21 protein-coding genes, 2 rRNA genes and 1 pseudogene are annotated in these 22,554 nt (G+C 50.3%); 14 read left to right on the top strand and 10 right to left on the bottom strand.

The genetic code is table 11. The annotated features are described in order from the left end of the window. Positions 1–64: 64 nt before the first annotated feature. Complete coding sequence (locus KHS78_RS19870; protein WP_211830582.1) at positions 65–1,876, bottom strand: hypothetical protein; 1,812 nt, start codon at positions 1,874–1,876, stop codon at positions 65–67. Between the two features lie 194 nt (positions 1,877–2,070). Here KHS78_RS19870 and KHS78_RS19865 point away from each other — a divergent pair, with 194 nt between their 5' ends. Beyond that, positions 2,071–2,862 carry a TatD family hydrolase gene (locus KHS78_RS19865; RefSeq protein ID WP_211830581.1) on the top strand — a complete coding sequence of 264 codons (792 nt, stop codon included), beginning with the start codon at positions 2,071–2,073 and terminating at the stop codon, positions 2,860–2,862. A 4-nt stretch (positions 2,863–2,866) separates the two neighbouring features. Here the strand turns inward: KHS78_RS19865 and KHS78_RS19860 are convergent, their stop codons facing one another. Both KHS78_RS19860 and KHS78_RS19855 read right to left on the bottom strand, forming a co-directional pair. Then, positions 2,867–3,289: a hypothetical protein gene (locus KHS78_RS19860; protein ID WP_211830580.1), complete on the bottom strand. Its 423-nt coding sequence runs from the start codon at positions 3,287–3,289 to the stop codon at positions 2,867–2,869. Positions 3,290–3,302: 13 nt separating this feature from the next. Continuing rightward, entirely contained in the window at positions 3,303–4,553 is a 1,251-nt protein-coding gene (locus KHS78_RS19855) for a DNA polymerase Y family protein (RefSeq protein ID WP_211830579.1), read from the bottom strand. 238 nt (positions 4,554–4,791) lie between these two features. On the opposite strand from KHS78_RS19855, the gene lpxL reads away from it, so the two are divergent. The 7 genes from lpxL to KHS78_RS19820 all read left to right on the top strand — a co-directional run bounded on the left by lpxL (position 4,792) and on the right by KHS78_RS19820 (position 11,402). Further along, a complete protein-coding gene (lpxL, locus tag KHS78_RS19850; protein ID WP_211830578.1) occupies positions 4,792–5,769 on the top strand; it encodes an LpxL/LpxP family Kdo(2)-lipid IV(A) lauroyl/palmitoleoyl acyltransferase in 978 nt (325 codons plus the stop codon). 158 nt (positions 5,770–5,927) lie between these two features. Next, positions 5,928–6,233 (top strand): hypothetical protein, encoded by a 306-nt coding sequence (locus KHS78_RS19845; RefSeq protein ID WP_211830576.1) that lies wholly within the window; start codon positions 5,928–5,930, stop codon positions 6,231–6,233. Positions 6,234–6,307: 74 nt separating this feature from the next. Further along, entirely contained in the window at positions 6,308–6,961 is a 654-nt protein-coding gene (locus KHS78_RS19840; protein WP_211830575.1) for an HAD family hydrolase, read from the top strand. Positions 6,962–7,132: 171 nt separating this feature from the next. Then, entirely contained in the window at positions 7,133–8,587 is a 1,455-nt protein-coding gene (locus tag KHS78_RS19835; RefSeq protein ID WP_211830573.1) for a hypothetical protein, read from the top strand. 117 nt (positions 8,588–8,704) lie between these two features. After that, a complete protein-coding gene (locus KHS78_RS19830; RefSeq protein WP_211830571.1) occupies positions 8,705–10,228 on the top strand; it encodes an FMN-binding glutamate synthase family protein in 1,524 nt (507 codons plus the stop codon). Between the two features lie 53 nt (positions 10,229–10,281). Continuing rightward, positions 10,282–10,806 (top strand): 8-oxo-dGTP diphosphatase, encoded by a 525-nt coding sequence (locus tag KHS78_RS19825; protein ID WP_211830568.1) that lies wholly within the window; start codon positions 10,282–10,284, stop codon positions 10,804–10,806. 143 nt (positions 10,807–10,949) lie between these two features. Next, positions 10,950–11,402, top strand: a complete 453-nt coding sequence (locus KHS78_RS19820; RefSeq protein WP_211830566.1) for an Hsp20 family protein — start codon at positions 10,950–10,952, stop codon at positions 11,400–11,402. A gap of 61 nt (positions 11,403–11,463) precedes the next feature. On the opposite strand, the gene KHS78_RS19815 is transcribed toward KHS78_RS19820, so the two are convergent. Then, positions 11,464–12,021 carry a hypothetical protein gene (locus KHS78_RS19815; RefSeq protein ID WP_211830564.1) on the bottom strand — a complete coding sequence of 186 codons (558 nt, stop codon included), beginning with the start codon at positions 12,019–12,021 and terminating at the stop codon, positions 11,464–11,466. Positions 12,022–12,216: 195 nt separating this feature from the next. Continuing rightward, entirely contained in the window at positions 12,217–12,759 is a 543-nt protein-coding gene (locus KHS78_RS19810; protein ID WP_211830562.1) for an acyl-CoA thioesterase, read from the bottom strand. A gap of 274 nt (positions 12,760–13,033) precedes the next feature. On the opposite strand from KHS78_RS19810, the gene KHS78_RS19805 reads away from it, so the two are divergent. Further along, entirely contained in the window at positions 13,034–13,567 is a 534-nt protein-coding gene (locus KHS78_RS19805; RefSeq protein WP_211830560.1) for a hypothetical protein, read from the top strand. 36 nt (positions 13,568–13,603) lie between these two features. Here the strand turns inward: KHS78_RS19805 and KHS78_RS19800 are convergent, their stop codons facing one another. Both KHS78_RS19800 and KHS78_RS19795 read right to left on the bottom strand, forming a co-directional pair. After that, positions 13,604–14,248: a thiol:disulfide interchange protein DsbA/DsbL gene (locus tag KHS78_RS19800; protein ID WP_211830559.1), complete on the bottom strand. Its 645-nt coding sequence runs from the start codon at positions 14,246–14,248 to the stop codon at positions 13,604–13,606. Positions 14,249–14,477: 229 nt separating this feature from the next. Continuing rightward, positions 14,478–15,174, bottom strand: a pseudogene (locus tag KHS78_RS19795) (IS1 family transposase). A 660-nt stretch (positions 15,175–15,834) separates the two neighbouring features. Here KHS78_RS19795 and KHS78_RS19790 point away from each other — a divergent pair. The 4 genes from KHS78_RS19790 to melA all read left to right on the top strand — a co-directional run bounded on the left by KHS78_RS19790 (position 15,835) and on the right by melA (position 20,003). Beyond that, entirely contained in the window at positions 15,835–16,824 is a 990-nt protein-coding gene (locus KHS78_RS19790) for a sugar ABC transporter substrate-binding protein (RefSeq protein ID WP_211830558.1), read from the top strand. A gap of 66 nt (positions 16,825–16,890) precedes the next feature. Then, positions 16,891–17,667, top strand: coding sequence for an ATP-binding cassette domain-containing protein (locus KHS78_RS19785; protein WP_211830557.1), 777 nt, complete (start codon positions 16,891–16,893; stop codon positions 17,665–17,667). Continuing rightward, the gene (locus KHS78_RS19780) at positions 17,664–18,623 is read left to right on the top strand and encodes an ABC transporter permease (protein ID WP_211830556.1); all 960 of its coding nucleotides are present in this window, start codon (positions 17,664–17,666) and stop codon (positions 18,621–18,623) included. Before KHS78_RS19785 ends, KHS78_RS19780 begins: the two co-directional genes overlap by 4 nt. 21 nt (positions 18,624–18,644) lie before the next feature. Next, a complete protein-coding gene (gene melA / locus KHS78_RS19775; protein WP_211830555.1) occupies positions 18,645–20,003 on the top strand; it encodes an alpha-galactosidase in 1,359 nt (452 codons plus the stop codon). A 2-nt stretch (positions 20,004–20,005) separates the two neighbouring features. Here the strand turns inward: melA and KHS78_RS19770 are convergent, their stop codons facing one another. Beyond that, positions 20,006–21,412: a sodium:solute symporter family protein gene (locus tag KHS78_RS19770; protein WP_211830554.1), complete on the bottom strand. Its 1,407-nt coding sequence runs from the start codon at positions 21,410–21,412 to the stop codon at positions 20,006–20,008. A gap of 298 nt (positions 21,413–21,710) precedes the next feature. On the opposite strand from KHS78_RS19770, the gene KHS78_RS19765 reads away from it, so the two are divergent. After that, the gene (locus KHS78_RS19765; protein WP_211830553.1) at positions 21,711–22,142 is read left to right on the top strand and encodes a hypothetical protein; all 432 of its coding nucleotides are present in this window, start codon (positions 21,711–21,713) and stop codon (positions 22,140–22,142) included. 69 nt (positions 22,143–22,211) lie between these two features. Here the strand turns inward: KHS78_RS19765 and rrf are convergent. Both rrf and KHS78_RS19755 read right to left on the bottom strand, forming a co-directional pair. Continuing rightward, positions 22,212–22,327: ribosomal RNA gene (gene rrf, locus KHS78_RS19760) — 5S ribosomal RNA — on the bottom strand. Between the two features lie 131 nt (positions 22,328–22,458). Further along, positions 22,459–22,554, bottom strand: a 23S ribosomal RNA gene (locus tag KHS78_RS19755); the annotation flags it as partial.

Here is a 22,554-nt window from a genome sequence, read left to right as displayed (position 1 = left end):
GAAAAGCTCAGCAAATACACCCAAACTTTTCCCTGACGAAAGCACACAGTATTTTTATTATTACTTATCCGTTTTTAAGCCCATATTGAATGATTGACTCGATTATAGACTCTGACGTGCCCCCATTAGCGATAAGATTTCTGGCAGTTTGCTTCACTTGGCTGTCACTCACATACAAACCTTCATCAGCCAACCAACCTGTCAAAACATCTATCAATTGATCATTATACGCCTTCTTCTCTTGTTCCGGTGCTTGTTGTGCCGATTGGATATCTGCTTTGTTGTCTTGGAAATATGCGTATAAATCGCTACTAATTCTTCCGAGACCTTGTTCTGTTGTTCGTACCCCATCCATCGATGAAACATCATTATCTCCTGGCAGCAAAGGTTCTGTTTCATCGTAGTCTACAAAGTCATCCATTCTGTCATCCATCTCCAGGCTAGAGACTTCTGATATAGAATCATCATCACTACGCTTCTTAACCTGGGCATATAAGTCTGTACTACCCGCTTCACCATGTTTTGCCTGATGCGCCGCCTTACTTTCCTTCGCCATGACCTTACGTGATGTGGTCTTAGGCACTTTTAGATTAGGCATAACTTTTTGTAACGTACTTAACTGCTCATCCATTTGTTTATCATACGCGGCAGTCACTTTTTCCATATCGAACTGCATTTTCTTTATTTCAACAGCCGTTACAATTTTTTCACCAGCAAACTGAAGCTCCATTTTCGCAGCCTGAGCTTCAAGCTTGAGTAACTGCCTTTCCTTCTTCGCAATTTGTTTTTCCGCTTCGCCCATTAATCTTTTTGCTTCGGCTTTCGCACGTTTCAATATGACTTTATCATCCTTAGCATCTTGTTTAATACTACGAACATCACCACCTGCCGCTTCCAGATTATTCATTAGACTCTGCATTTTCCCTTCAGGATTAGGATTAGCATTAGCCGTTTTCGCACGCCTTCTTTTACCGAGTCTCTCTGCAGCCTCTATACTCTCGAAGAGCTTCTTCCCTTTCTTCAAGTCTGATCTCAAATCTTTAAGCTCTTTAGATTCCTCAGATTTTTTGAGGGAGTGCGTTTCGAGTTTCTGCTTCCATTCTTCTATTGCTTTGCCATACGCTGCTCTATCGGTTGCCAGCTGCCCTCTTTTCGCTGTTCGCCCGGTTTTAGCGGTCGCTCTCTTTTCTAGTTTTTCCTGAACAAATTTATCAACTTCTGCACGAACGAGATCATCACGATCAGTTCTCATCGCTTGACCAACAGCACTCGTATCACCCTTTACGAGACTTTCTTTTTCTTCCAGAGACACTTTATGCTCTTGTACCTCACTTTGTACACGGCTTTGTAGTGTTTCATCACTACCTTTTTGCTCTTGCAGTTTTTCTATCAATGCATCAACCGCTGTTAATACCTCAGGCTGAAATTGCAGCACTTCAAAATTTGAGCGTATATTCGATAAAACTGGCTGCAGGCTCTCTGTTGCTTCACTTCTAGATACAGCGCCTGAAGCAGTTCCCATTGCAGCCTCAAGCTTATCACGGACACCCTTATAATCACCCACATGCTGGTTTCTCGTCTGCAAAGCATCGGCCGTTTTATGCTCAAACAAGGCTCCACCACTTTTACCTTTACGGCTTTGGGTAACATCCACTTCCACAAACTGGACACTTCTTTTACTAAGCTTTTGCTGTATTTTCCCAAACAGCTTTTTCACACCTGAAAAGTGACTTTTTTTCGCCTTGACCTTAGCAACAGATAGTTTCATGTTACCCACTCTGGCTTTTTGTACTTTTGATTTGCCAGCGGAGGTATTAATTTTATGCAAACCCGAAGCAGCACCTGTCCCTGCTCCTGTCGATGAAACCTTGCCCATGATCACTCTCCAATGAAAAGTTTTTTTCTTAATCAACTTATATTCAGATTAGCGCATTAAGTTCATAAAAAATCGACACAACCTAACAAGAACATCACTTTCAAAAATAAAAAAAATACAGTTATTTCATTTTGAAATAACATCTTATTTCAAATAAAATATTGTGACATTTAATTGAATCAACAATTAACTCTATGCTTTTTGACAGCCACTGCCATTTCGACTTCAAGAATTTTGACTCTGACCGCCAAATCATTATGGATGACTGTGCCCAAAAAAGAATCCTCGCCCTCTGCATACCAAGCACTACAGCCACTCGCTGGCAATTAATTATCGACTTAGCAGCAGCAAAAAGCCCTATTTCGCTTTATTTCGCCTTGGGGTTACACCCCTATTTTCTTGAAGAGCATAACGCATCTCACTTGGAAGCCCTTGAACAACAGCTTTGTCTGAACCCGAAACACCTTATGGCAGTCGGCGAGATAGGTATAGACTTCTATCTTGACCATCTGGACAGAGACCAGCAGGAATCCCTGTTCCGGGCGCAGGTGAAGATTGCCAAAGCCCACAAGCTGCCCATTATCCTGCATGCCCGAAAATCCCATGATCAAATACTGAAAATCCTCCGGGAACTCCATTTTCAGGAAGGCGGGATCGTCCATGCCTGGTCAGGCAGTGAGCAACAAGCGAACCGTTTTATTGAGATGGGCTTTAAGCTGGGGTTTGGCGGCGCCATCACCTATCCCCGCGCAACCAAACTCCGTCATCTGGCCGCCACGCTGCCATTGACCAGCCTGGTACTGGAAACCGACGCACCGGATATGGCGCCGGCAGCCTTCAAGGGACAGAGAAACTCCCCGGAATACCTGCCTCTGACTCTGGATGAACTCTGCCTGTTGCGTCCGGAATCCGCGGAGATCATAGCCCGGCAAACCACCCAAAACACAATGGAAGTGTTAAGGATTCAATCATCGCAAATGCCCTGACGCATCATGTTACCGATGCCACCAGCCGGGGCCAGCGTTCAAAACACATATCATCCAGGCTGGTCTCCAGGGTGACGACATACACTCGTTGTTCGCGTCCGATCCGGCTGACCAGCCCCTGCAGATACTGCCCCTCTGTGACAGGAAAGCGATGCTCCTGCCCGCTGACATCCTGTTCAAAAAACGCCTGCGCCGGAATCTTGACCGGTACCGGACTGAACCGGTTCCAGCGCCCTCCCTGGATATTGTGGAGCCGTGCCCAGCCACCAAAAGGAAAGTCGCCATGGCAGGCATCCAGCCGCCGCCGGCCCCAGAGCAGCAACTGCATCTCGCCATCCCGGGTCAACACCGGTAACCGAGCTCCCGGCAGACAAAAGCGGCAGGCGCATTCCTTCTGGTCAAAACGATAAATCACACCGATCGGCATGACAGCCGGCTCCTCAGGGTTCCAGGGTATTGCGGTGTCCTGAAGGCTTCCAGGACGGGGCAATCACATTGGGCATATCGGACCGTTTCACCAGCGGCGCCCGGCAGAGCGCAAACTCTCCGTAACGCTGGTTCACGGCATCCATCACCGTCAGCACCTGGTCTCGCCGGGCATGATCCGGGGCAAACAGTTCGCCCTGGCTGGCCTGCGGATGGGGATCCAGCGCCGCCACATGCACCTGATGCACGCCGACACCATCCCACCAGTGCTCCAGAAAAAAGCGGGCCAGGGCGATCAGCGGGTCGCTGTCAGCGGTGGGGTGTACAGTTTTCAGTTTCCGCGACACCCAGCCACGCCGGGTATTCAAGCCAAAACTGAACACGCCGGCCTGGAGCTGGTGTCGACGCAGCCGGGTCGCCACCTTTTCGCACATATGCATCAGGTAACGATCCACTTCCTGGCGATCCCGGGTATCCGGCGGCATGACCTTGCCATGACCGATGGTCTTGGGTGGTTTGACCTCCCGGCGCAATGGCTCCGGATCCAGTCCCTGCGCCATCAGCCAGATCCGGCGCCCCAGGTTACCGAAGCGCCCGGCCAGCACACTGATAGGAATCTGCTTCATATCGCCACACAGGTAAACGCCATGTTGCGCCAGAAAGCGACCAATCCCTGTACTGATACCACACAATTCCGTGACCGGAACAGACGCCAGCCGCTCAGCCGCCTGCCAGGGCTCAACGATCGTCAAACCATTGGGCTTCTGCTGCTTGGCCGCCCATTTGGCGGTGGTTTTATCCCCACTGACCCCAACCGAGCAAAGTAGCCCGGATGCTTCGAAAACACAGTGCTTGATCTTTCTGGCAACAACTTCAACCGGACAACGATACAGTTTCTGGCAGGCGGTCAGATCAAGAAATGCTTCATCGACAGAGAAAATTTCGATATCCGGCGTTATCGATTCCAGCGCCGCCATAATGCTGGATGACACCTGGGCATAGCGATACGGCCGTGCGGGCACCTGGATGAAATCAGGCGCCAGCGCACGGGCTTCCCGCACGCGCATCCCGGTCCCGATACCGTAGGCGCGGGCTTCGTAAGAAGCCGTGATGATGCAGGTTCCGGTGCGTCCGTTGGTGACACCCAGCGGGCGCCCCCGCCACTCCGGACGATCCAGTTGCTCAATGGAAGCAAAGAAGGCATTCATGTCCACCAGCGCGATCATCCGTGGCCAGTGGTGCTCACCTGAATAAATACTGTTCATATATACAGTATCATAGCAAGCGAACCACCCGGTCAACGCCCTGTGTGATTAGATTTTTTTATCAACACGATATGGGAGTCACATCAGCCTGGATTACGCAGCGATACGATCCCAGGCTTCACATACAAATAACCACTGTGATGCCTCTCTTACATCCGTTAACAAACCGAAAAGCATCAGGCAAGGAAGCCGCCACGACATTACGGTATACTCGCGCCCCAGAATGTCATGATGCTCTTTGAGGCGAACATTGAACCCCACCATTCCTGACGACATCCCCTACGAAGAGCGGATGTACACCAAAGCTTACCGTTTCCAGGGCGCTTTTCTGCATCCCCGTTACTGGGGGCTCTGGCTGTTGATCAGCACCCTGTGGCTGATCGGCCGCCTGCCCATAGCCTGGATTGTGAAAATCGGCCGAAAGATCGGTCGCCTGCTCCTGAAAATTGGCGGCAGCCGGGTCAAGGTGACCCGCCGGAACCTGGAACTCTGTTTCCCGGAACTCTCGGAAGCGGAAAGGGAAGCCCTGCTGGTGCGCAACTTCGAAGCCATCGGCGTTGCCCTGCTGGAGCCCGGCGTTGCCTGGTTTTCCAGCAGCCGCCGGATCCGCCGGATCAGCCGGGTGGAAGGCCTGGAGAATATCCGCCGTCATATCGACAAGGGGCAGGGTATCCTGTTCTGCTGCATGCATATGAGCTGTGTCGAGATGGTCTGCCGGATTGCCGCAGAATACCTGCCGTTCAATCTGATGTACCGGGTGCATGATAATCCACTCTATGAATACATCAGCAATGTCCGCCGGCAGAGCTACCCCTACAAGGGACGCTATATCCCCAGGAAACAGGTCAAAGACCTCCTGCACTTCATGAGCAAGGGCGAAATGGGCATCATCCTGCCGGACCAGGACATGGGCAAGAAGCGCAGCCTGTTTGTTCCCTTTTTCGGGCAGACAGCCGCAACAATCCCCAGCGTCTCCGACTTTGCCCGCCTGAGCAATGCCCGGGTGATCATGGCCAGCTATTACCTGGATGAGAACAACCAGTACGTACTGCGCTTCTCACAGCCCCTGGAGAACTTCCCCAGCGAGGACAATGTAGCCGATACCACCCGTATCAATCAGTTGATTGAAGAGCGTATCCGGCAGCATCCTGAGCAGTATCTGTGGCAGCATCGGCGCTTCAAAACACGCCCGCCCGGCGAACCATCACTCTATTGATCGTGGCCAACCTCCAGATCGTCGTTTTTTCGACGATCTGGCACGCATTCTGCCCCCTTTCACATTCCTCAATAATTCTTTAACCCATCTGCCAAAAACCTCCCTGTGCCAGCACCTAAACTGGTAATAAACGCATTGCTGTGCAGGGAGGTTTGTCAATGCGCCAGATTGTATCCATGCTGCTGATGACAGCTCTCACCAGCAGCGTCATTGCTGATGAACTGGTCGTCAAGTCAGCCAGTACCTTCGACCAGCTTATCGTCTCCGTAGCCTATCAGGGGCGGAAGATCCATAAGGCCCATATTATCGTCAGAAGCGAAAACGGCCTGACGATTGCGGAGGGTGAAACCACCCGTGACGGCATCGCCCGGCTGAATATCAATTCCGGCCATACGCTGAATATTTCAGTCAAAACCCCCGACGGTCAGGAAAGTGAACAGGTCTACATGCACCTGTACCAGTGATTAATAAGCGGTCAAACTCCTGACAGCACAGACCTTTCAGGTGTTTCCAGGCCGCACCGGACACAAGACGGACAATGCGGTATATAGAAAAGGATTTCTCAGCCGTCCTGTTTGATTTTGACGGCACCCTGGTCAACAGCGAACCCCTGAAAGCCGAAGCGCTGGGTTATGCGGTTGAACATGCTGGCGGCACCTGGCGCGACCGCTGGTATGCCGAGCTATTGGGGCATCCATGGCGCACAGTAGAAGAGCAGCTGATGGTGCGCGCGGGCATTCAGGCTCGCCAGGGCATTCTTGCCGAATACTTCCATGATCATTACCAGACGCTATTGCACACCCAAGTTGCCATGACAACCGGTGCGGAAGACTTTGTGCATCGCCTGCACGAACACGGGCATCCTCTTGCCCTCGTGACCAGTGAATCACGCATTATCGTCGAAGCTGTGTTAAAGCGTTTCAACCTGATGGATTGCTTTCAGACCCTGGTCTGCGGTGATGATATTCTCAACCCCAAGCCCGCCCCGGACAGCTACCGCATGGCCTGCCAGCAGATGCACCTCTCCCCCGCTGAGGCTCTCGTCTTTGAAGACACCGATGCCGGTATTACTGCCGCCATACGTGCTGGCATCACCCAGATTATCGGCCTCAGCCATGACTGGAACCGAAACCAGCAATTTCACCGATCATTTCCTACCGTTCATTCCTTTCTTGACCAGCCGTTTCAGTAGCGGCTGGAACAGAGAGTTATCAACGTCTATACCTTACTTCCGCCCCGACGCATCCCCTGATAGCGCTTAAGGGATAGCCTCCATAGATAAATACATATCTCGTCAGGGTGGTTGCGTGATTGATCCACCTGCGCCTCATGAAGAGGCCAAAAACCAGAGCAGCGACTCCCTATGCAAACAGAACGCAGATGGTCCGTTATTTTTACTTGCCTGATAGGCTTCCTGTTCATGCCGATAGGTCATACCTCGCCTTTACAGGAACAAACGCTTCAGGACTATATTGAACAACACTTTGGAATAACGCTGGAACTCAGTTCTCAAGAATTCAGTCAAATACTCTGGCTGGAAAAGACGGAACATCGTTCACCTGACAACGTACCCTCTGCTGGCTATTATCCGCTTGAAAAAGAGGTCATTCGCTTACTGAACCGATTGCATAATCTGGCCTTATTACGTGAGGGCAGTGAAGCAAGCTATCAATATTTCACTAAACCACAAAGGGAGGATAACTATGATAGACCTGTACTGGACCGACAAACGTTTGATGTCCTGTCTCGCTGGTTCAACCCCAGGGCTCTCTCTGAGGATCGTTATGCCACGCTAAGAGCGGTAACCATTATTAGTGCTGTTGCTCGCACACGTTTTGCCCATGATCGAGCACAACAAGTATGGGACAGCAAAGGCTTAGGTTCCGTACCCCAGGATGGCATGGAGTTATTGTGGGCCACAGCCAACCATGACACAACCATCTATCCACTGCTGGATACACTGCCCGCGGAGCAGCGGGCACTACTTCTTGCTGCATTTCTACCTGACAGCCATTTTCGGCACATGCTTTATGCAGAAGGCAGTAGAACGATGTTTTACCGCCTGATAGATGGTCTCCAGCAAAAACAGGCTAATCCTGCGTTATCGCGAGACACATTCAATTTCTGGTTTATGGTCTGGCTGATTGATATCAGCGGATTCTGGGTGAATCCGACAATCCCGGAAGGCAGTTACTACCTGAATAAAGCTGAAGCGCAGAACACCATTATGCAATGGCACTTGCTGACTAACTCACTGTTTAATCAGTTGAAATGGCAACCTCGTGCCGTTATCGCACGGGAACTATTAAAAAATTATCTTACTTATCGGGCCAGAGCCTTAAACTTACCCAATATTCCTGTTAACGACCTTATGGTCTATGGTGGTCTGGCTTCATTGCTAAGAATTCACACCCCTGATCAAGCAGATCAGCTCCATGATGCCTATAACAGACTCAGTACAAACCAACAAAAAACGCTCAGAGAGATATACACAGACAAACTTGTCGGTTATCCGCCAAAAACTCCCACCTACTTGCCAGCAGTATTTGTCAATCTCTTTGAGGCTGGAGGGAGTTTCCAGCATAGCTTTGAGCTGTTCATTGACATCTACATTCAGTCAATGGACTTAATAAAAGCAAAATACAAAAGTGGTGAATTGCAGAGCGACAAGCCTGTTAGTTTCAAGGCCCTGGCCAATACGGCTGAAGTTATCGCCGAGATGCATTCTGTCTCCGTGAAACTTGAAGGTTATGACATTCTTTTGCAGACAGAGAAAAATGAGGACAGCATCACGATTGAACAAATAAGCACACTGTAAGAGCGCGAGGTCAGTGGGTTAGACCCAACTGACCTCAAAATTACCCAAAGCACTTTCTCCATATAATCCTTCTATACTGTTCACATAATCACTCACAGGATAGTGGAGCTGAAAAGCATGGAACTGCTGAATCATGAATATGCCTCTGCGTTATCAACAATATTGCAGGTCATTGCTTCGTTGCTCATTCTGGCGTTGGGTGCAGGAATCGTTGCCATTGCCATTGCCTATTTCATAGACAAGAACCAGACAGAGCATACGATTCGAAGAAACTACCCGGTGCTGGGACGTTTCCGCTACCTGTTTGAACATCTGGGCGAATTCTTCCGGCAATATTTCTTTGCCGGCGACCGGGAAGAAATGCCCTTTAATCGCGCTCAACGTGCCTGGGTTTATCGAGCAGCCAAAAATATCGACCGAACCGTTGCCTTCGGCTCCACCAAAACAATACGGGAACCCGGCAGCGTCATGTTCCTGAACAACCCTTTTCCGCCCCTGACCCAGGAAGCTCACGAAGCGTCGGTTGTGCTGATCGGTCCAAACTGCCGTAAACCGTATCGTCCCAAATCCCTGTTCAATATTTCCGGCATGAGCTTTGGCGCCCTTTCCGCCCCTGCCGTCACCGCATTATCGCTTGGTGCCAAACAATCCCATTGTTGGTTAAATACCGGTGAAGGCGGACTTTCACCCTATCACCTGGAAGGCAACTGTGACCTAGTCTTTCAAATCGGTACCGCCAAGTATGGTGTCCGTGATGAACAAGGCAAACTGGATGATGAACGATTAAGTGATATTGCGTCACACGCCCGGGTCAGAATGTTTGAAATTAAACTCAGTCAGGGCGCCAAACCGGGAAAAGGTGGCATTCTGCCGGGAAACAAGGTCTCGGAAGAGATTGCTTCGATTCGTCTGATTCCTGTCGGTCAGGACTCCATCAGCCCCAACCGCCATCCAGAAGTTCATTCATGTACAGAACTGCTGGATATGATTCACCATGTCCGCTCTATTACCGGCAAACCCGTCGGTATCAAGTTTGCGTTAGGCGATACCCAGTGGCTCAAAATATTATGCAAGACCATTCATCAACGCGGTATTGAATCAGCCCCTGACTTCATGACCATCGACAGTGCCGATGGCGGCACTGGAGCTGCTCCCATGGCCCTGATGGACGATGTCGGCTTACCACTGCGAGAAAGCCTGCCTGAAGTGACCAATACCCTGATACAGCACGGTTTACGGGAACGCATAAGGGTTATCGCCTCTGGCAAGCTGATCAACCCGTCGGATATCGCCTGGGCGCTGTGCATGGGCGCTGATTTCGTGGTATCAGCCCGCGGCTTCATGATGGCACTGGGATGCATACAGGCCATGCAGTGCAACAGCAATAGCTGCCCGACGGGTATTACCACCCATGACCCAAAACTGCAGCGCGGCCTGGTACCCGAAGACAAGGCCACCCGTGTCGCCCATTACCACAACAACCTGGTGCATGATGTGGAGCTGATTGCCAATGCCTGCGGCGTCAGGGAACCCCGCCAGCTCAAACGGCACCATGCCCGACAAGTGACTGTCAACGGACAATCCATCAGCTTGGCGGAACTGTACCCATACCCTGAAAGAAGTACTTCCCACCCATTATGATTCTCTGACTTTGCCCGCTATAGTGGCGACTTTTAACTGGCGGGCAAGGCACCATGGAAACCACCACCATTCCCCACAGGGTCTGTGACATCGACTGGCAGAATTGGCAGGCAGCCGATCCTGCTACCCTGCTGTTTGTCATTCAGGAAGGACGGATCCTGCTGATTCGAAAAAAGCGGGGGCTGGGTGCCGGCAAGATCAATGGCCCGGGCGGCAAGCTGGAAGCTGGAGAAACCATTGAAGCCTGCGCTATTCGGGAAATGCAGGAAGAGCTGTGTATCACACCAAAGAATATCCGCTACCACGGCGATAACTGCTTTCAGTTCATCGATGGTTATTCCATACACGTGCATGTTTTCACAGCAACCGACTATGACGGCGTCATCACAGAAACCGAAGAAGCCGAACCCTTATGGGCAGACCTGGATGCCATCCCCTACGACGAAATGTGGGAAGACGACCAGTACTGGATACCCGTGATGCTCTCAAACCAGTCATTCACAGGCCGCTATATTTTTGATGGTGACCGGATGATGGATATGGAACTCGCGCTTCACAGCGACAATCCAGAAAGCTGATATTTTTTATCTTCCTGACTTGAAAGCATTGGGTGTGCCCTCATATAGAGTAACAGCGGTTGCTCAAGAGAGAACTGCTGTTAACGCCTGTCCTGAAAGGAAGGCGACATTTGTCATATATTGCTCATTATGAGGATATCACTATGCGTACTCTGGATTTTGACCTGTCCCCCCTGTACCGCTCCGCCATTGGTTTCGACCGTATTGCCAGCCTGCTGGAAAACCTGAATACATCCGGCAATCAGAACGGTTATCCCCCCTACAATATCGAACTACTGGGCGAGAACGACTACCGCATCACCATGGCTGTCGCCGGGTTCACAGACGACGAACTGGACATCGAAAGCCGGGAAAATGTTCTGTTGGTCAAAGGCAAGAAAGAAAGTGAAAAGTCTGATAACAAATACCTCTACCAAGGCATCGCCGAGCGTAATTTTGAACGCCGCTTCCAGCTGGCCGACCATGTCAGAATAACCGGCGCCAACCTGGAAAACGGTTTATTGCACATTGATCTCGTGCGGGAAATTCCAGAAGCCATGAAGCCTCGCAAGATCAAGATCGGGCAGGCTCAAATGCTGGAAAACGACGTCGCCTGACAAGCAATAACGAACATGGGAAGAGTGTACTCTTCCCATGTAAAAGCAATCACCTCATGGATTAATGAGGAGAGTGTTCCAGCTCATTCACCAGTATAAAACGACAGTTGCTGAAAAAAGACTCGTGAATTTGCACTTCCTCGCCATCAAGCTTGCCCTGTTTCAACCGTTTTATGCACTGCCCGCGCACTGTGAAGTTTTCCCACGTACTGCTCAGCTGGTAATCTGGTAAATCCCAGGCTCTAATTTTTGCTTCAACAGCGGGACTCGCCGCTATCAGGATCTTTTGGTCTGCATGCTGATTAAAGAAAGGCGCAGGGCAATGCCCAGACTGGCCATACGTTTCTGCAAACTTATCTGCCGCCTGGTGACTCAATAAGTGAACTGTCAATAAAGCACCACCTTCCCTGATACCGCTATTCTTCCCCGTCATTGCGGCGACCGCATCGAGGGTCAGGAAATCTTCTTCCAGTTCATATTGAAAATGGTTGTCAGTCTCACTCACCTCAAAGACATTCACACCGACCATTCCATCATAAGTAATGATTTCAGGCTGATCGTTATTGTAAAAAACGACAACGGCAACGGTGACAAGAACCATCACTATCAATAACTTCATAAACACCAATCCTTTGATGATGGTTCGTTATTAACCGGTCTTCTATCTACTGATTTGACAACTGAAATACTCACCACTCCCCTTCAATTTAGCAAATTGAAGGGGCTACTTAAGCGCCTGTACGCTTGCAATGCAGATAGTGAGCCGACTCTATATAGGGGGTATTACGAAGCCTCCCACCACAAAATGACTTGATTAATCCCGGAATAATGCCTGACGTTTGACCGACAACATTTGCTTCCATGCCTTGATCTGATCAGGCAATTCACCCATCTGGCAATCGGGATCCAGCGTGCGCATCACCTGCCCAGGGTCAAGTACCTTGCCGGAACCGACAATAGCCACCCGGGAATGCCCAAGCGAATACAGTCGTCCACTTCTTTCAAAACGCTGCTCGAAATAGCAATATTTGTTGTCCCATCCCAACAATGTTGTCTGCAACTGAAACCGGTGGAACGGCGGCAACTCACGAAAGTAAGCGATTTCCTGAGCACTGGCGATTAGTTTCCACCGATTCTGCAGGGTCAACCTCAGCAAACCGGACTCCGCCATATGAAGGGTTCTGCCCAGATCCATAAAGCTGAAATAGCGAGCATTGGTCAAATGCAGGTTGATATCGCAATCATGCGGGCAGACGGTAAACGACTGAATACTGGTTTCCAGGGGTTTTCTGGTATGTGAACGACGAAAGAAAATAATTCGCAGGATGAGGGTCAAAAAGCGTAGATACAGATTCATTCCAGAACAACCATCTCATTATTGTTAGTCTAGGGCGGCCTACCTGGTACAAACATCGATACGTCAGACAAGCCGCCTTCCGACGATCTATACTCAGTCACGTTTCCAGATGAAAAATGATCGCGGCCATGGTGAAGGATCATACTATGCCTGACCACGGCTGAACATTCACAGCCCTGTAAATGACGTGTCACAAAAAAACCACTGTGTTTTTCCCTGACACGCATTGCTCAGACATCTTGGTAAAATTCCGGGCTTTTTTCGGGAGAGAACCATGACATCGATTAGCCAGAGCGAACCGTCAGCCCCCGGACAACAGGCCGATGCCAGTGAGCTCATCAAACTCAGGGAAGAGAATCGCCAGCTGATTCGCGAATTCAAAATCCTTCAAGCGGATAACCCAAAGCGTCTGAAAACCCAGATCAAACGCCTTCAGGAGGATAACCGCAGCAAACAGAACGACATAGCCCAGCTCAAAAGCAAACTGAAACGTGAGCAGGAAGAAACAGCGACTCTGCGTCAGGCGCTTGAAGAGTTGAACGAGAGCATTCAGCACCTGCAGGTGCTCGAACAACCCCAGTGGGAGTCAGAGGATAAATCCTGGGCGGTTTACCTGAAGCTGGATGACAACACACCGGACGGCCAAACCCCGGAATTCAGCATACGAGTACTCGACCGACAGACCGGTGGCGCCAAAACGGCCCATATGGATGAGGATGATGACGGGAACCATAAGCTCTCATGGCCCCGTATGCGTGCCATCCCCAAGGATGTCAAAACGGCGGTAGAGCAGCTTATCGAAGGGTGAGCCCAGCCTTTGCCTGACTCACCAGCAGGTGCTGAATTACCCCTTGGGCTTCAGCGCCTCACGCTCTTTCTTGATCAGGAAATCAGCTACTTCCAACATGGCCTTGGCGCCGCCAGCTTCCCGGGCAGAAATACGGTATTTGCCATTCACAACCAGCGCAGGGACGCCCGTAAGCTGTGCACCACGAATCAGGGAATCCGCCTGCCGTAACTGATTACGTACCCCAAAAGAATTGTAGGCTTTGGTGAACTGCTCTTCGGACACGTCATAAAGCTTGAGGAATTTTGCCATGGAATCCGGCTGGTTCAGGCGTCGATTTTCCTGGTGAATGCTATGAAAAATGGCGGCATCCACCTTATTGGCGTCAAGCCCTAACGTCTGGACGGTATAATACAATTGTCCATGCACTTTCCATTCCTTGCCAAAAAGCGCGGGTACTTTACGGAAGTTCACATCATCAGCCAGTGTTCTGGCCCAGGGCTCAATATAGGGTTCCAGCTGGTAGCAATGAGGGCAGCCGTACCAGAACGCCTCCATGACCTCTACCTTGGCCGGGTCACTGGTGGGAATAGGCTGACTGAGGCGGATATAGTGCTTTCCCTCCTCAAACTTTTCGCCTGCCTGAGCAAGCAAGGGTATCAGCAGCAGGACGGTCAGAAATCGCATCAGCAGTTTTGGCATGTTTCACTCTTCTTTTGTCATATGCATCCATATCCTCAGGATATTGTGACAAAAAAATGGGGAGACCAAAACCGCTTTTATGCCTTCGCATAATCAGTATGCGTGCAACACATCCCCCATATCAGCTAACGACGCAGAAAGGATAAACAGACAAAACCACAGGGTATGTCGCAACCAATTCAAGTGACATTATCTGCCAAGTCAGTATTCATCTACTCTTGGTAATGCCTCAAACACGTTGATAGTGAGTGCGAGAGATAAACTCACCAATGACTTTATCGTGAAGCTCCTCTGAGCGGGAAAAGCAAATCGTTTTGCGAGCCAGTCTTTTTAAACGTGTACGTAACGTCAGATTGTTTCTCTCAATTTTTTGCGTGAACAACTTACCAATAACATGACGATTCTCCGGCAGGTGTAAGGACTCCAGTTATCAGTACAGTAAAAGCTGAAACTATAGGGTTCAAGGAGTCTTAGCAGTGATTGGAGTGTAGACTCAGCCCTTCGCCCAAATGCATGGGCTATGACCCGTTTGAAGCGTGGCTCCCAAGCATAGAACAGCCACCGCTGATTCTGCTTGTTTCCTACAAAAGACCACTGCTCATCCATCTCACAGAGTAGCTCTACCCTGGCCTTCTCGAAGGTATGGCTTGTTACTTGTTGGGGAGAGAGTTTTTTAAATGGCGGGATACGGTGTTTGGACTGATATTGAGTACTCGCCCCGTGTCTCTTACCCCTGCACCATTCATTGCCATGTCGATAATCCGCTCATGGGTTCCTGACTGATTCGCGTTGTAGATGAACTCGATCTGAAAGCTGTGCTTACAGTCACGACAGAGGTAACGTTGCAGACCTGAGGGCACTTTACCGTTTCTCACAACAGCTTTGGTACCATCACAATGGGCACAAACAACATCAATCTTTGCCATAGAACCTACAGATAAAACGACAGCAATATACCGGTTCTATCTGTGATCTGTATTCGCAATCAACGCATTGGCGGCATTACCCTACTCTTGCAATATTCAAAACAATACTCGAAAGGACTGCAGCATCAACAGTAAGTGCAATATTTGAGCACAGCTAAGTAAGTTTAGATTCATGGGATCAGTAAAACCGCATCAAAGGACGGGACGTCTGAAAGCAAGTCATAGGTAAAAAATCTGGATCAGATTTCCATGATAAAAGAGAGCGATATATTAAAAAATGACTCTTCCTATAATGAGCTTTCCCAACCAACCCCCATCAACCCATTCATCACTTACACTCACAAAAAACCATTCTCGCTTTCTGGAAAAAACATCAAAATCATTAATAACAATGAAGTTATGCCCCCCAGAACAGTTATTTAGATATCCGATATACCTCTCAATATCTTTGATTACATAAAACACGGACTACGCTTCCGAAAATAACGCCGATCAACAAAACGGAAAAATACCATAGCTAGCGCCAAGCTTAACCGGAGCGACATGCGGATACTGCTGATACCCCAGACAAAACCTGCCCAGTAGGATACCGGCCTCTACACCTATAAGGCGGTTACAAACGCCAGTCACACCACATCACCACCGACTCAGAGGCAAACAATGCGAATTCGAACACTCCTGGCCCTGACTCTCGTCACACTTACATCCCTCAACACCAGTGTTTCCCTGGCGGCTACCCGCAGCGGGGAAAACGTCAGTATCTGGTTTGATACCGGCGGCCCCGTGGGTGGCGCTTACAATACGATTGTACAGAATGGCGCCCAGCAGGCCTGTGAGGATCTCGGCTGTGATATCCGGTTCCTGTACTCCGATTGGAGCCCACAGAAGATGATCGAAAACACCAACCGTGCTATCGCATCAAAACCCGATGGTTTGGTGGTCATGGGTCATCCCGGCGATGACGCCTATGAAGCACTGATTGATGAAGCGCAAGACAGCGGCATCATCGTCACCAGCAGCGATACCGAGCTGCCACGCCTGATGGCAGAGCACCAATCAGAAGGCTTTGGCTACGCCGGTGTTGACAACAAAAGCCGTGGCACATTACTGGCTCAGGAAGCTCTGCGCCGCCACCCTATGAAAGCCGGTGAGCGCGCCCTTGTCTGGGGACTCAAGAGTAAGCCCAACCGCGGACTCTCTACCGTCGGCATGATTGAAGCCCTGGAAGACGCCGGTCTGCAGGTGGATTACATGGAGATCAGCGCCGAGCTGGATAAAGATCCCACACTGGGCATGCCTCTGATGACCGCGTATCTATCCCGTAACCCTGATACTCAAATGATTCTGATTGACCATGGCTCACTGACAGGCCAGTTGGAAAACCTGCTGCGTTCCGCCGGTGTCGGTCCGGATGAAATTTTCGCCGCCGGCTTCAGCCTCTCTCCCGCCACTGCCGCCGCCATCCAGAGCGGTTACGTTGACCTTGTGGGTGATGGACAACCTTTCCTGCAGGGCTACCTGCCCGTTCTACAGATTGTCCTGACCAAACGCTATGGATTCTCAGGCCTGAATATCAATACCGGCGGTGGCTTTATCAGCCGCGACAATATCGACCTGATTGCCCCACTGGCCAAGAAAGGCCTCCGTTAATACTCACAGGCGCGCAGGCTGGCTGCGCGCCTGGCCTGCCCCCCTGGATAAAGAGACGTTTTCCGGATGACCAAACGCCTGGAAATGCGCGGCATGAACAAATGGTTCAATGGCGTACATGCACTGCAAGATATCGATTTCGACCTGAATCCCGGTGAAGTCGTCGCCATTGTTGGCGACAACGGCGCAGGTAAATCGACCCTGATCAAGATACTGGCAGGCCTGCATCAGCCTGACAGTGGCACCCTCAAGATCGGCGACCAGGCGATTGATTTCTCCCGTTATAACGTCGCAATGGCCCGTAAGCTCGGTGTCGAAACGGTCTATCAAGAGCGTTCTCTCGGCGAAAAACAGCCACTGTGGCGGAACCTGTTTGTCGGGCGCCATCTGCGCAACAAGTTCGGTTTCATCCGTGTCCAGGAAGAAAAACTGATTACCCAGCGACTCCTGCAGGACATAGGCCTGCGCGGAATAGGCATTACGCCGGATTCAGATGTCAGCATTCTTTCCGGTGGTGAACGACAGGGTCTGGCCATCGGTCGCGCCATGCATTTTGATGCCGAGATCATCATTCTTGATGAACCCACCAACGCCCTCTCCCTGCATGAAGTGGGCAAGGTGCTGGACTTCATCCGTCGTATACGGGCCACCGGCCGCTCCTGCATACTGATCTGCCACAACATGGCCCATGTCTACGACGTAGCAGACCGGTTTGTCTTTGTTGACCGCGGCAGGATTGTGGCTGAACACGCCCGCAATGCCATCAGCCTGGAAGAACTCAGCACCACCTTGATCAATATTGCCCGGGAAAACACCCTGCAACGGAATGGAGCTCCGTCATGACCCTGTTACTGCGCCAATACCGTTTCCAGATGGGCACCCTGGGTCTTCTGCTGGTGCTCTGGGCAACATTTCTGGTGTTAAGCCCGGCCACTTTTGGTTCTCTGCGTATTTACACCTCTTTCATGACCAGTATCCCGTTCCCGGCCATACTGGCGCTTGCACTGACATTCCTGATTGTGTCCGGTGAAATGGACATGTCCTTCCCGGCCATCATGGCCTTTTCAGGCTATCTCTTTGCCATCGTGTTTACGGCTACGGGCAGCAGCCTCGCTGCTCTGGCCGCGGCACTGCTTGGCGGGAGTATGGCCGGACTGGTTAACGGCCTACTGATTGTCCGACTCGGCGTCCCCTCAATCATCGCCACGATCGGCACCCAGTTTTTCTGGTATGGATTGACGACAGTGCTTGCTGACGGCATCGCTATCAGTCTGATTGATGTCCGTTCCACCTGGCTACATGACCTGCTGGTTGGCCGTCTGTTTGGCTGGTTGCCCATGCAGGCAATCTGGTGTCTGATGTTGACCGTCTTCGCCTGGCTCATGTTGCAGCGGCACACCTTTGGCGACAATGTTCGTTTTATCGGGGATGACATTAATACCGCCAAAATGATGGGTATCCCGACGGATCGCACCCGTATCCTGCTGTTTACCCTGATGGGACTGACCAGCGCCCTGGTAGGCGTTATGGTGTGCCTGGAAATGGCCAACTGGTGGCCGACCCAGGGCGAGGGCTACCTGCTGCTGGTCTTTGCCTCGATCTTTATCGGCGGCACCTCAGTCTTCGGCGGAACCGGCACATTGTTCGGAACATTGATCGGTGCCATAGTCATCGGCATGATCGAATCCGGTATCATTGCCGTCGGACTTTCAGGGTTCTGGACGCGCATGGTTTACGGTCTGATTATTGTTGTTTCGGTCTCAATCTATGCCTTCCTGATGAAGACCCACCGTCGCTAGATGTTTTTTTGCGGGGAGGCTATGAAAAAGATCACGATTATCGGTGCCGGCAGCACCATGTTTACGCGTCAGTTGTTGTCTGCTCTGTTTGCTTATAAAGACCTGCCACCGACAGAAGTGGTTCTGGAAGACATCAACGAACAGGTACTGGAGCGTAGTTTCCGGCTGGTTGGGTTGATGATTGAGCAGGCCAGCGTCCCCGTCACTCTGAGCATGACGGTAAACCAGAAAGATGCGTTGCGTAATGCTGACTTCGTGATCAATGCCATCCAGGTCGGCGGCCTCGAGCCCTGGAAGCTGGATATGGAAATCCCCAAACGCTACGGCATCAGCCAGGAAGTGGGAGATACGCTGGGTGCTGGCGGGATTTTCCGTGGCCTTCGTCAGATACCGCCCCTACTGTCTATTCTCCAAGACATGGAAGAGGTCTGCCCGCAGGCGCTCTTTATTAATTATTCCAATCCGCTGGCACCATTAACCTGGGCAGCCAGCCAAGCGTCGTCTATTCGCAGCATCGGCCTCTGTTACGGTGTGCGCTATACCGCCTCCCAGCTGGCAGGGTATCTTGGTGTCGGCCCCTGGGTGGATCACCCGCATACGCCCGAATTATGGCAGGCATTAATGTATCAAGATGTCCCTGAAGCGATTGAATATCGATTCGGTGGCATCAACCATATGACCTGGATGCTTGAGTTCCGCCATAAAGGCGAAGACCTCTACCCATTGATCCACCAATTACCGGATAACCCTGCCGTCTATAAAAACGACGCCCCTCGCTGTGAAATACTGAAGCACTTCGGCTACTGGAGCACAGAAAACCACTGGCACATGACCGACTATGTGCCGTACTTTCGTAAGAATGAGGCCATGATCAACCAGTTTTTGCCAAGACGCTGGAATCTGCTTGCCCTGGAGCAGGAAGTACATACCCTGGCCAACGAAGAGATCAACCGACAGCTGGCCGGCGAACAGCCATTCAGAATTGAAGAGAACATGCTCAATGGCGCCAAACTGATTCACGCCATGCTGACCGATACTCCCACGCGCATTAACGGCAATGTGGCTAACCAGCAGAGTAATGGTCTGCTAATTGATAACCTGCCCGCTAACTGTGTGGTCGAAGTGCCCATACATGTCGATAGCAAAGGTCTGCATCCGGAAACTATCGGCACACTCCCCACGCAATGTGCGGCCCTGAACAAAACGAATATCAATGTTCAGGAGCTAATCGTAGAAGCCGCCCTCAAAGGCGATAAGCAGGCAGCCAAGCATGCTCTGGCACTGGATCCGCTGACCGCCGCCCTTTGCACCCTTGAACAGATCGACAGCCTGTTTGAAGAATTATTTGAAGCACAAAAACCCTGGCTGCCACAATTCTAATCTTAAGACTCCCCCTGCATGGGTATTAGCAAGCAGGGGGAGCATCGCATGATAATCACCAGCATGATGCTATACACCACGCCGCAGGCCAGCATACCGGCAATTAAACCACTCAGGTAAAACTGATCCGCTAAAGTAAAGTAATCCCAGCTCAATGCCGTTAACAAGCCAATAGATGCCGGTACGAAAAAGAGTCTGGGCGGCAATTTTTGATAAAACAGTGCACCCAACAACGGCACAACCACTGTTGGCCCCCAGAAATTGAAGGCATACAGCAAGATACTCAACAGATCGCCTTTATACAGGCTGAACACCATCGCGACCCCACCAATCACAACCACAGCCAGGCGCATAATAAACAGCTGTTGCTGCTCACTCAGCGCTCGTTTGAGGAATATCGGTAATGCATCCCTGACAGCGGCGATGGCGGCTGTATTCAGGTAGCTGTCTGCGGACGACATAATGGCTGCCAGAATGGCACAAATCGCAACACTGACAAGACTGCCGGGGAGAATCATCAGCAACAGTTCATTAATGGCAGACTGGACAGAAGCATCAGGATTCACAACCGATGCGAGCAGCCCTAAAAAACCTGCGCCGGCAGCAATAAGCACCACAACAACACAGGCAGATGACAGCGCCAAAGCGGCCTGATAATGACTCCGAGCCATCATGACTCGTTGAACCATCGGGGGAATCATAAAATCGCCCAACGCAAAGCTGAGGAAGAGTGACAATGCCCCCACGACGCCCAGATCAGCCAAGCCAATAATCTGTTCCGTGTTTAACTCGTGAATAAACGCACCATAGCCGCCGAGATAATGTATCCCGGCAGTAATAACGAACAATATGCCCAATAAGATTAAACACAACTGAATCACATCCGTTGAAACCACTCCCCGAATACCACAGAGCGAGCAATAGCCAATGATGATAGCGCCACCGACAAGGCTACCGAGCCAGATTGGTATCGGTAAAATCAGCGCGGCTACACGTCCAATAGCTGCCATCTGTACCGTAATAATCCCGACACAGAATAAGACCCAAAAGATGCCACAGGCATAACGAACCCGCTTGTCGTACCGACGCTCAAGAATGTCCCCAATACTGAAACAATGCTGAAACCGCCTTAACCTGGGAGCAATGGCAGCTAAAAGAATGAACTGAAAAGGTTGGCCGGCAAGAAGACAGAGAGCATAAATAAAACCCTGTGAATAAACCTTCTCACCAACCCCCAGAATAAACCCACTCCCTATGGCCGTTGCAGCAATACTGGTCATTAAGGGGAATGCACCAAAAAAACCTTTCGACAGGGCAAATTCATCAAATGAACAACTACGCTTAGCATGCCGTGCAGCGACATACAGCGTCGCGATAATAAACATAGCCACAACGAACCACGAACTCATTGAGACAGGAAATGTCATTAAAGCACTCTCTTGCTATTCGGCCTGCGTTTAGGTCATCGTTCGCTCTGCAATGTAGAAAAATAGCCTATGATTGCGATGTACTTCTGAAATAAAACCACTTAATAGTTTATTAAGCGGGAAGAATTGATAAGCAAATAGTCAGAATCACTCACAATGGATAAACACATGCAACTCCCGCCATTTGCAGCAATCTATATCTATGAAGATTCTCTTGGCCTATCACCAGATGAGAATAGCTTCATATTGTATTAAATGAATAATTGAAGGAGTTTATTGAATGAAATTAATAAAAACAGGAAGTGTTTTAATTGTCTTTTCTGCCTTAATCTCAAGCACTCTAAGCTATGCTCTGGAAGATAATCAGATACATTACAGCTATATTCCCGAACGCGAACAAATTATGCCCGTTGTTACCCTATCTCACCAAGATAATGGGTTTATTGCTTGTTATTCACATAATGATGATGCCCCCTCTTATCCTGTTGGTGGCAATATTCATGTGAAGGGGTTTATCTCTATGCAGGGACGATATTTGGGGCGTATTTTCCATCCCGCAGGTTATTTACACAAAGATATCAGCGTACAAGATTCTGCCCCCAGCCAGCTGTGCAAAACCCATATTCCATCCTGCCAGGGTAGTGATGTTGAGTGCTGGGCTGGAGGCGATACAGGGGGATACCTCGATATCCTGATGCATTCAGTCCAATAGTGATTATTTTTTCAAAAGTACAAAGCAAAAACCCTGACCAGTTACCTGATCAGGGTTTTCTCAATTAAAGCCTGGCGATGACCTACTCTCACATGGGGAGACCCCACACTACCATCGGCGATGTATCGTTTCACTGCTGAGTTCGGGATGGGATCAGGTGGGGCCAATACTCTATGGTCGCCAGACAAAACTGGTCGAGATCATGATACGTTTACTGGTTTGTTAACGTTTCATGCTCTCCGGAATCTGATTAATTTACTGTGCTACACACTCTCAACGATCTGGGTCGTTGGCGTTCAAATCGCTTTGGCGTTATATGGTCAAGCCGCACGAGTCATTAGTACTGGTTAGCTCAACGCCTCACAACGCTTACACACCCAGCCTATCAACGTCCTGGTCTTGGACGGCTCTT

The sequence above is a fragment of the Kistimonas asteriae genome, assembly GCF_018263925.1.
Taxonomy (GTDB): Bacteria; Pseudomonadota; Gammaproteobacteria; order Pseudomonadales; family Endozoicomonadaceae; genus Kistimonas; species Kistimonas asteriae.
This window is presented reverse-complemented; position numbering and strand designations above follow the sequence as displayed.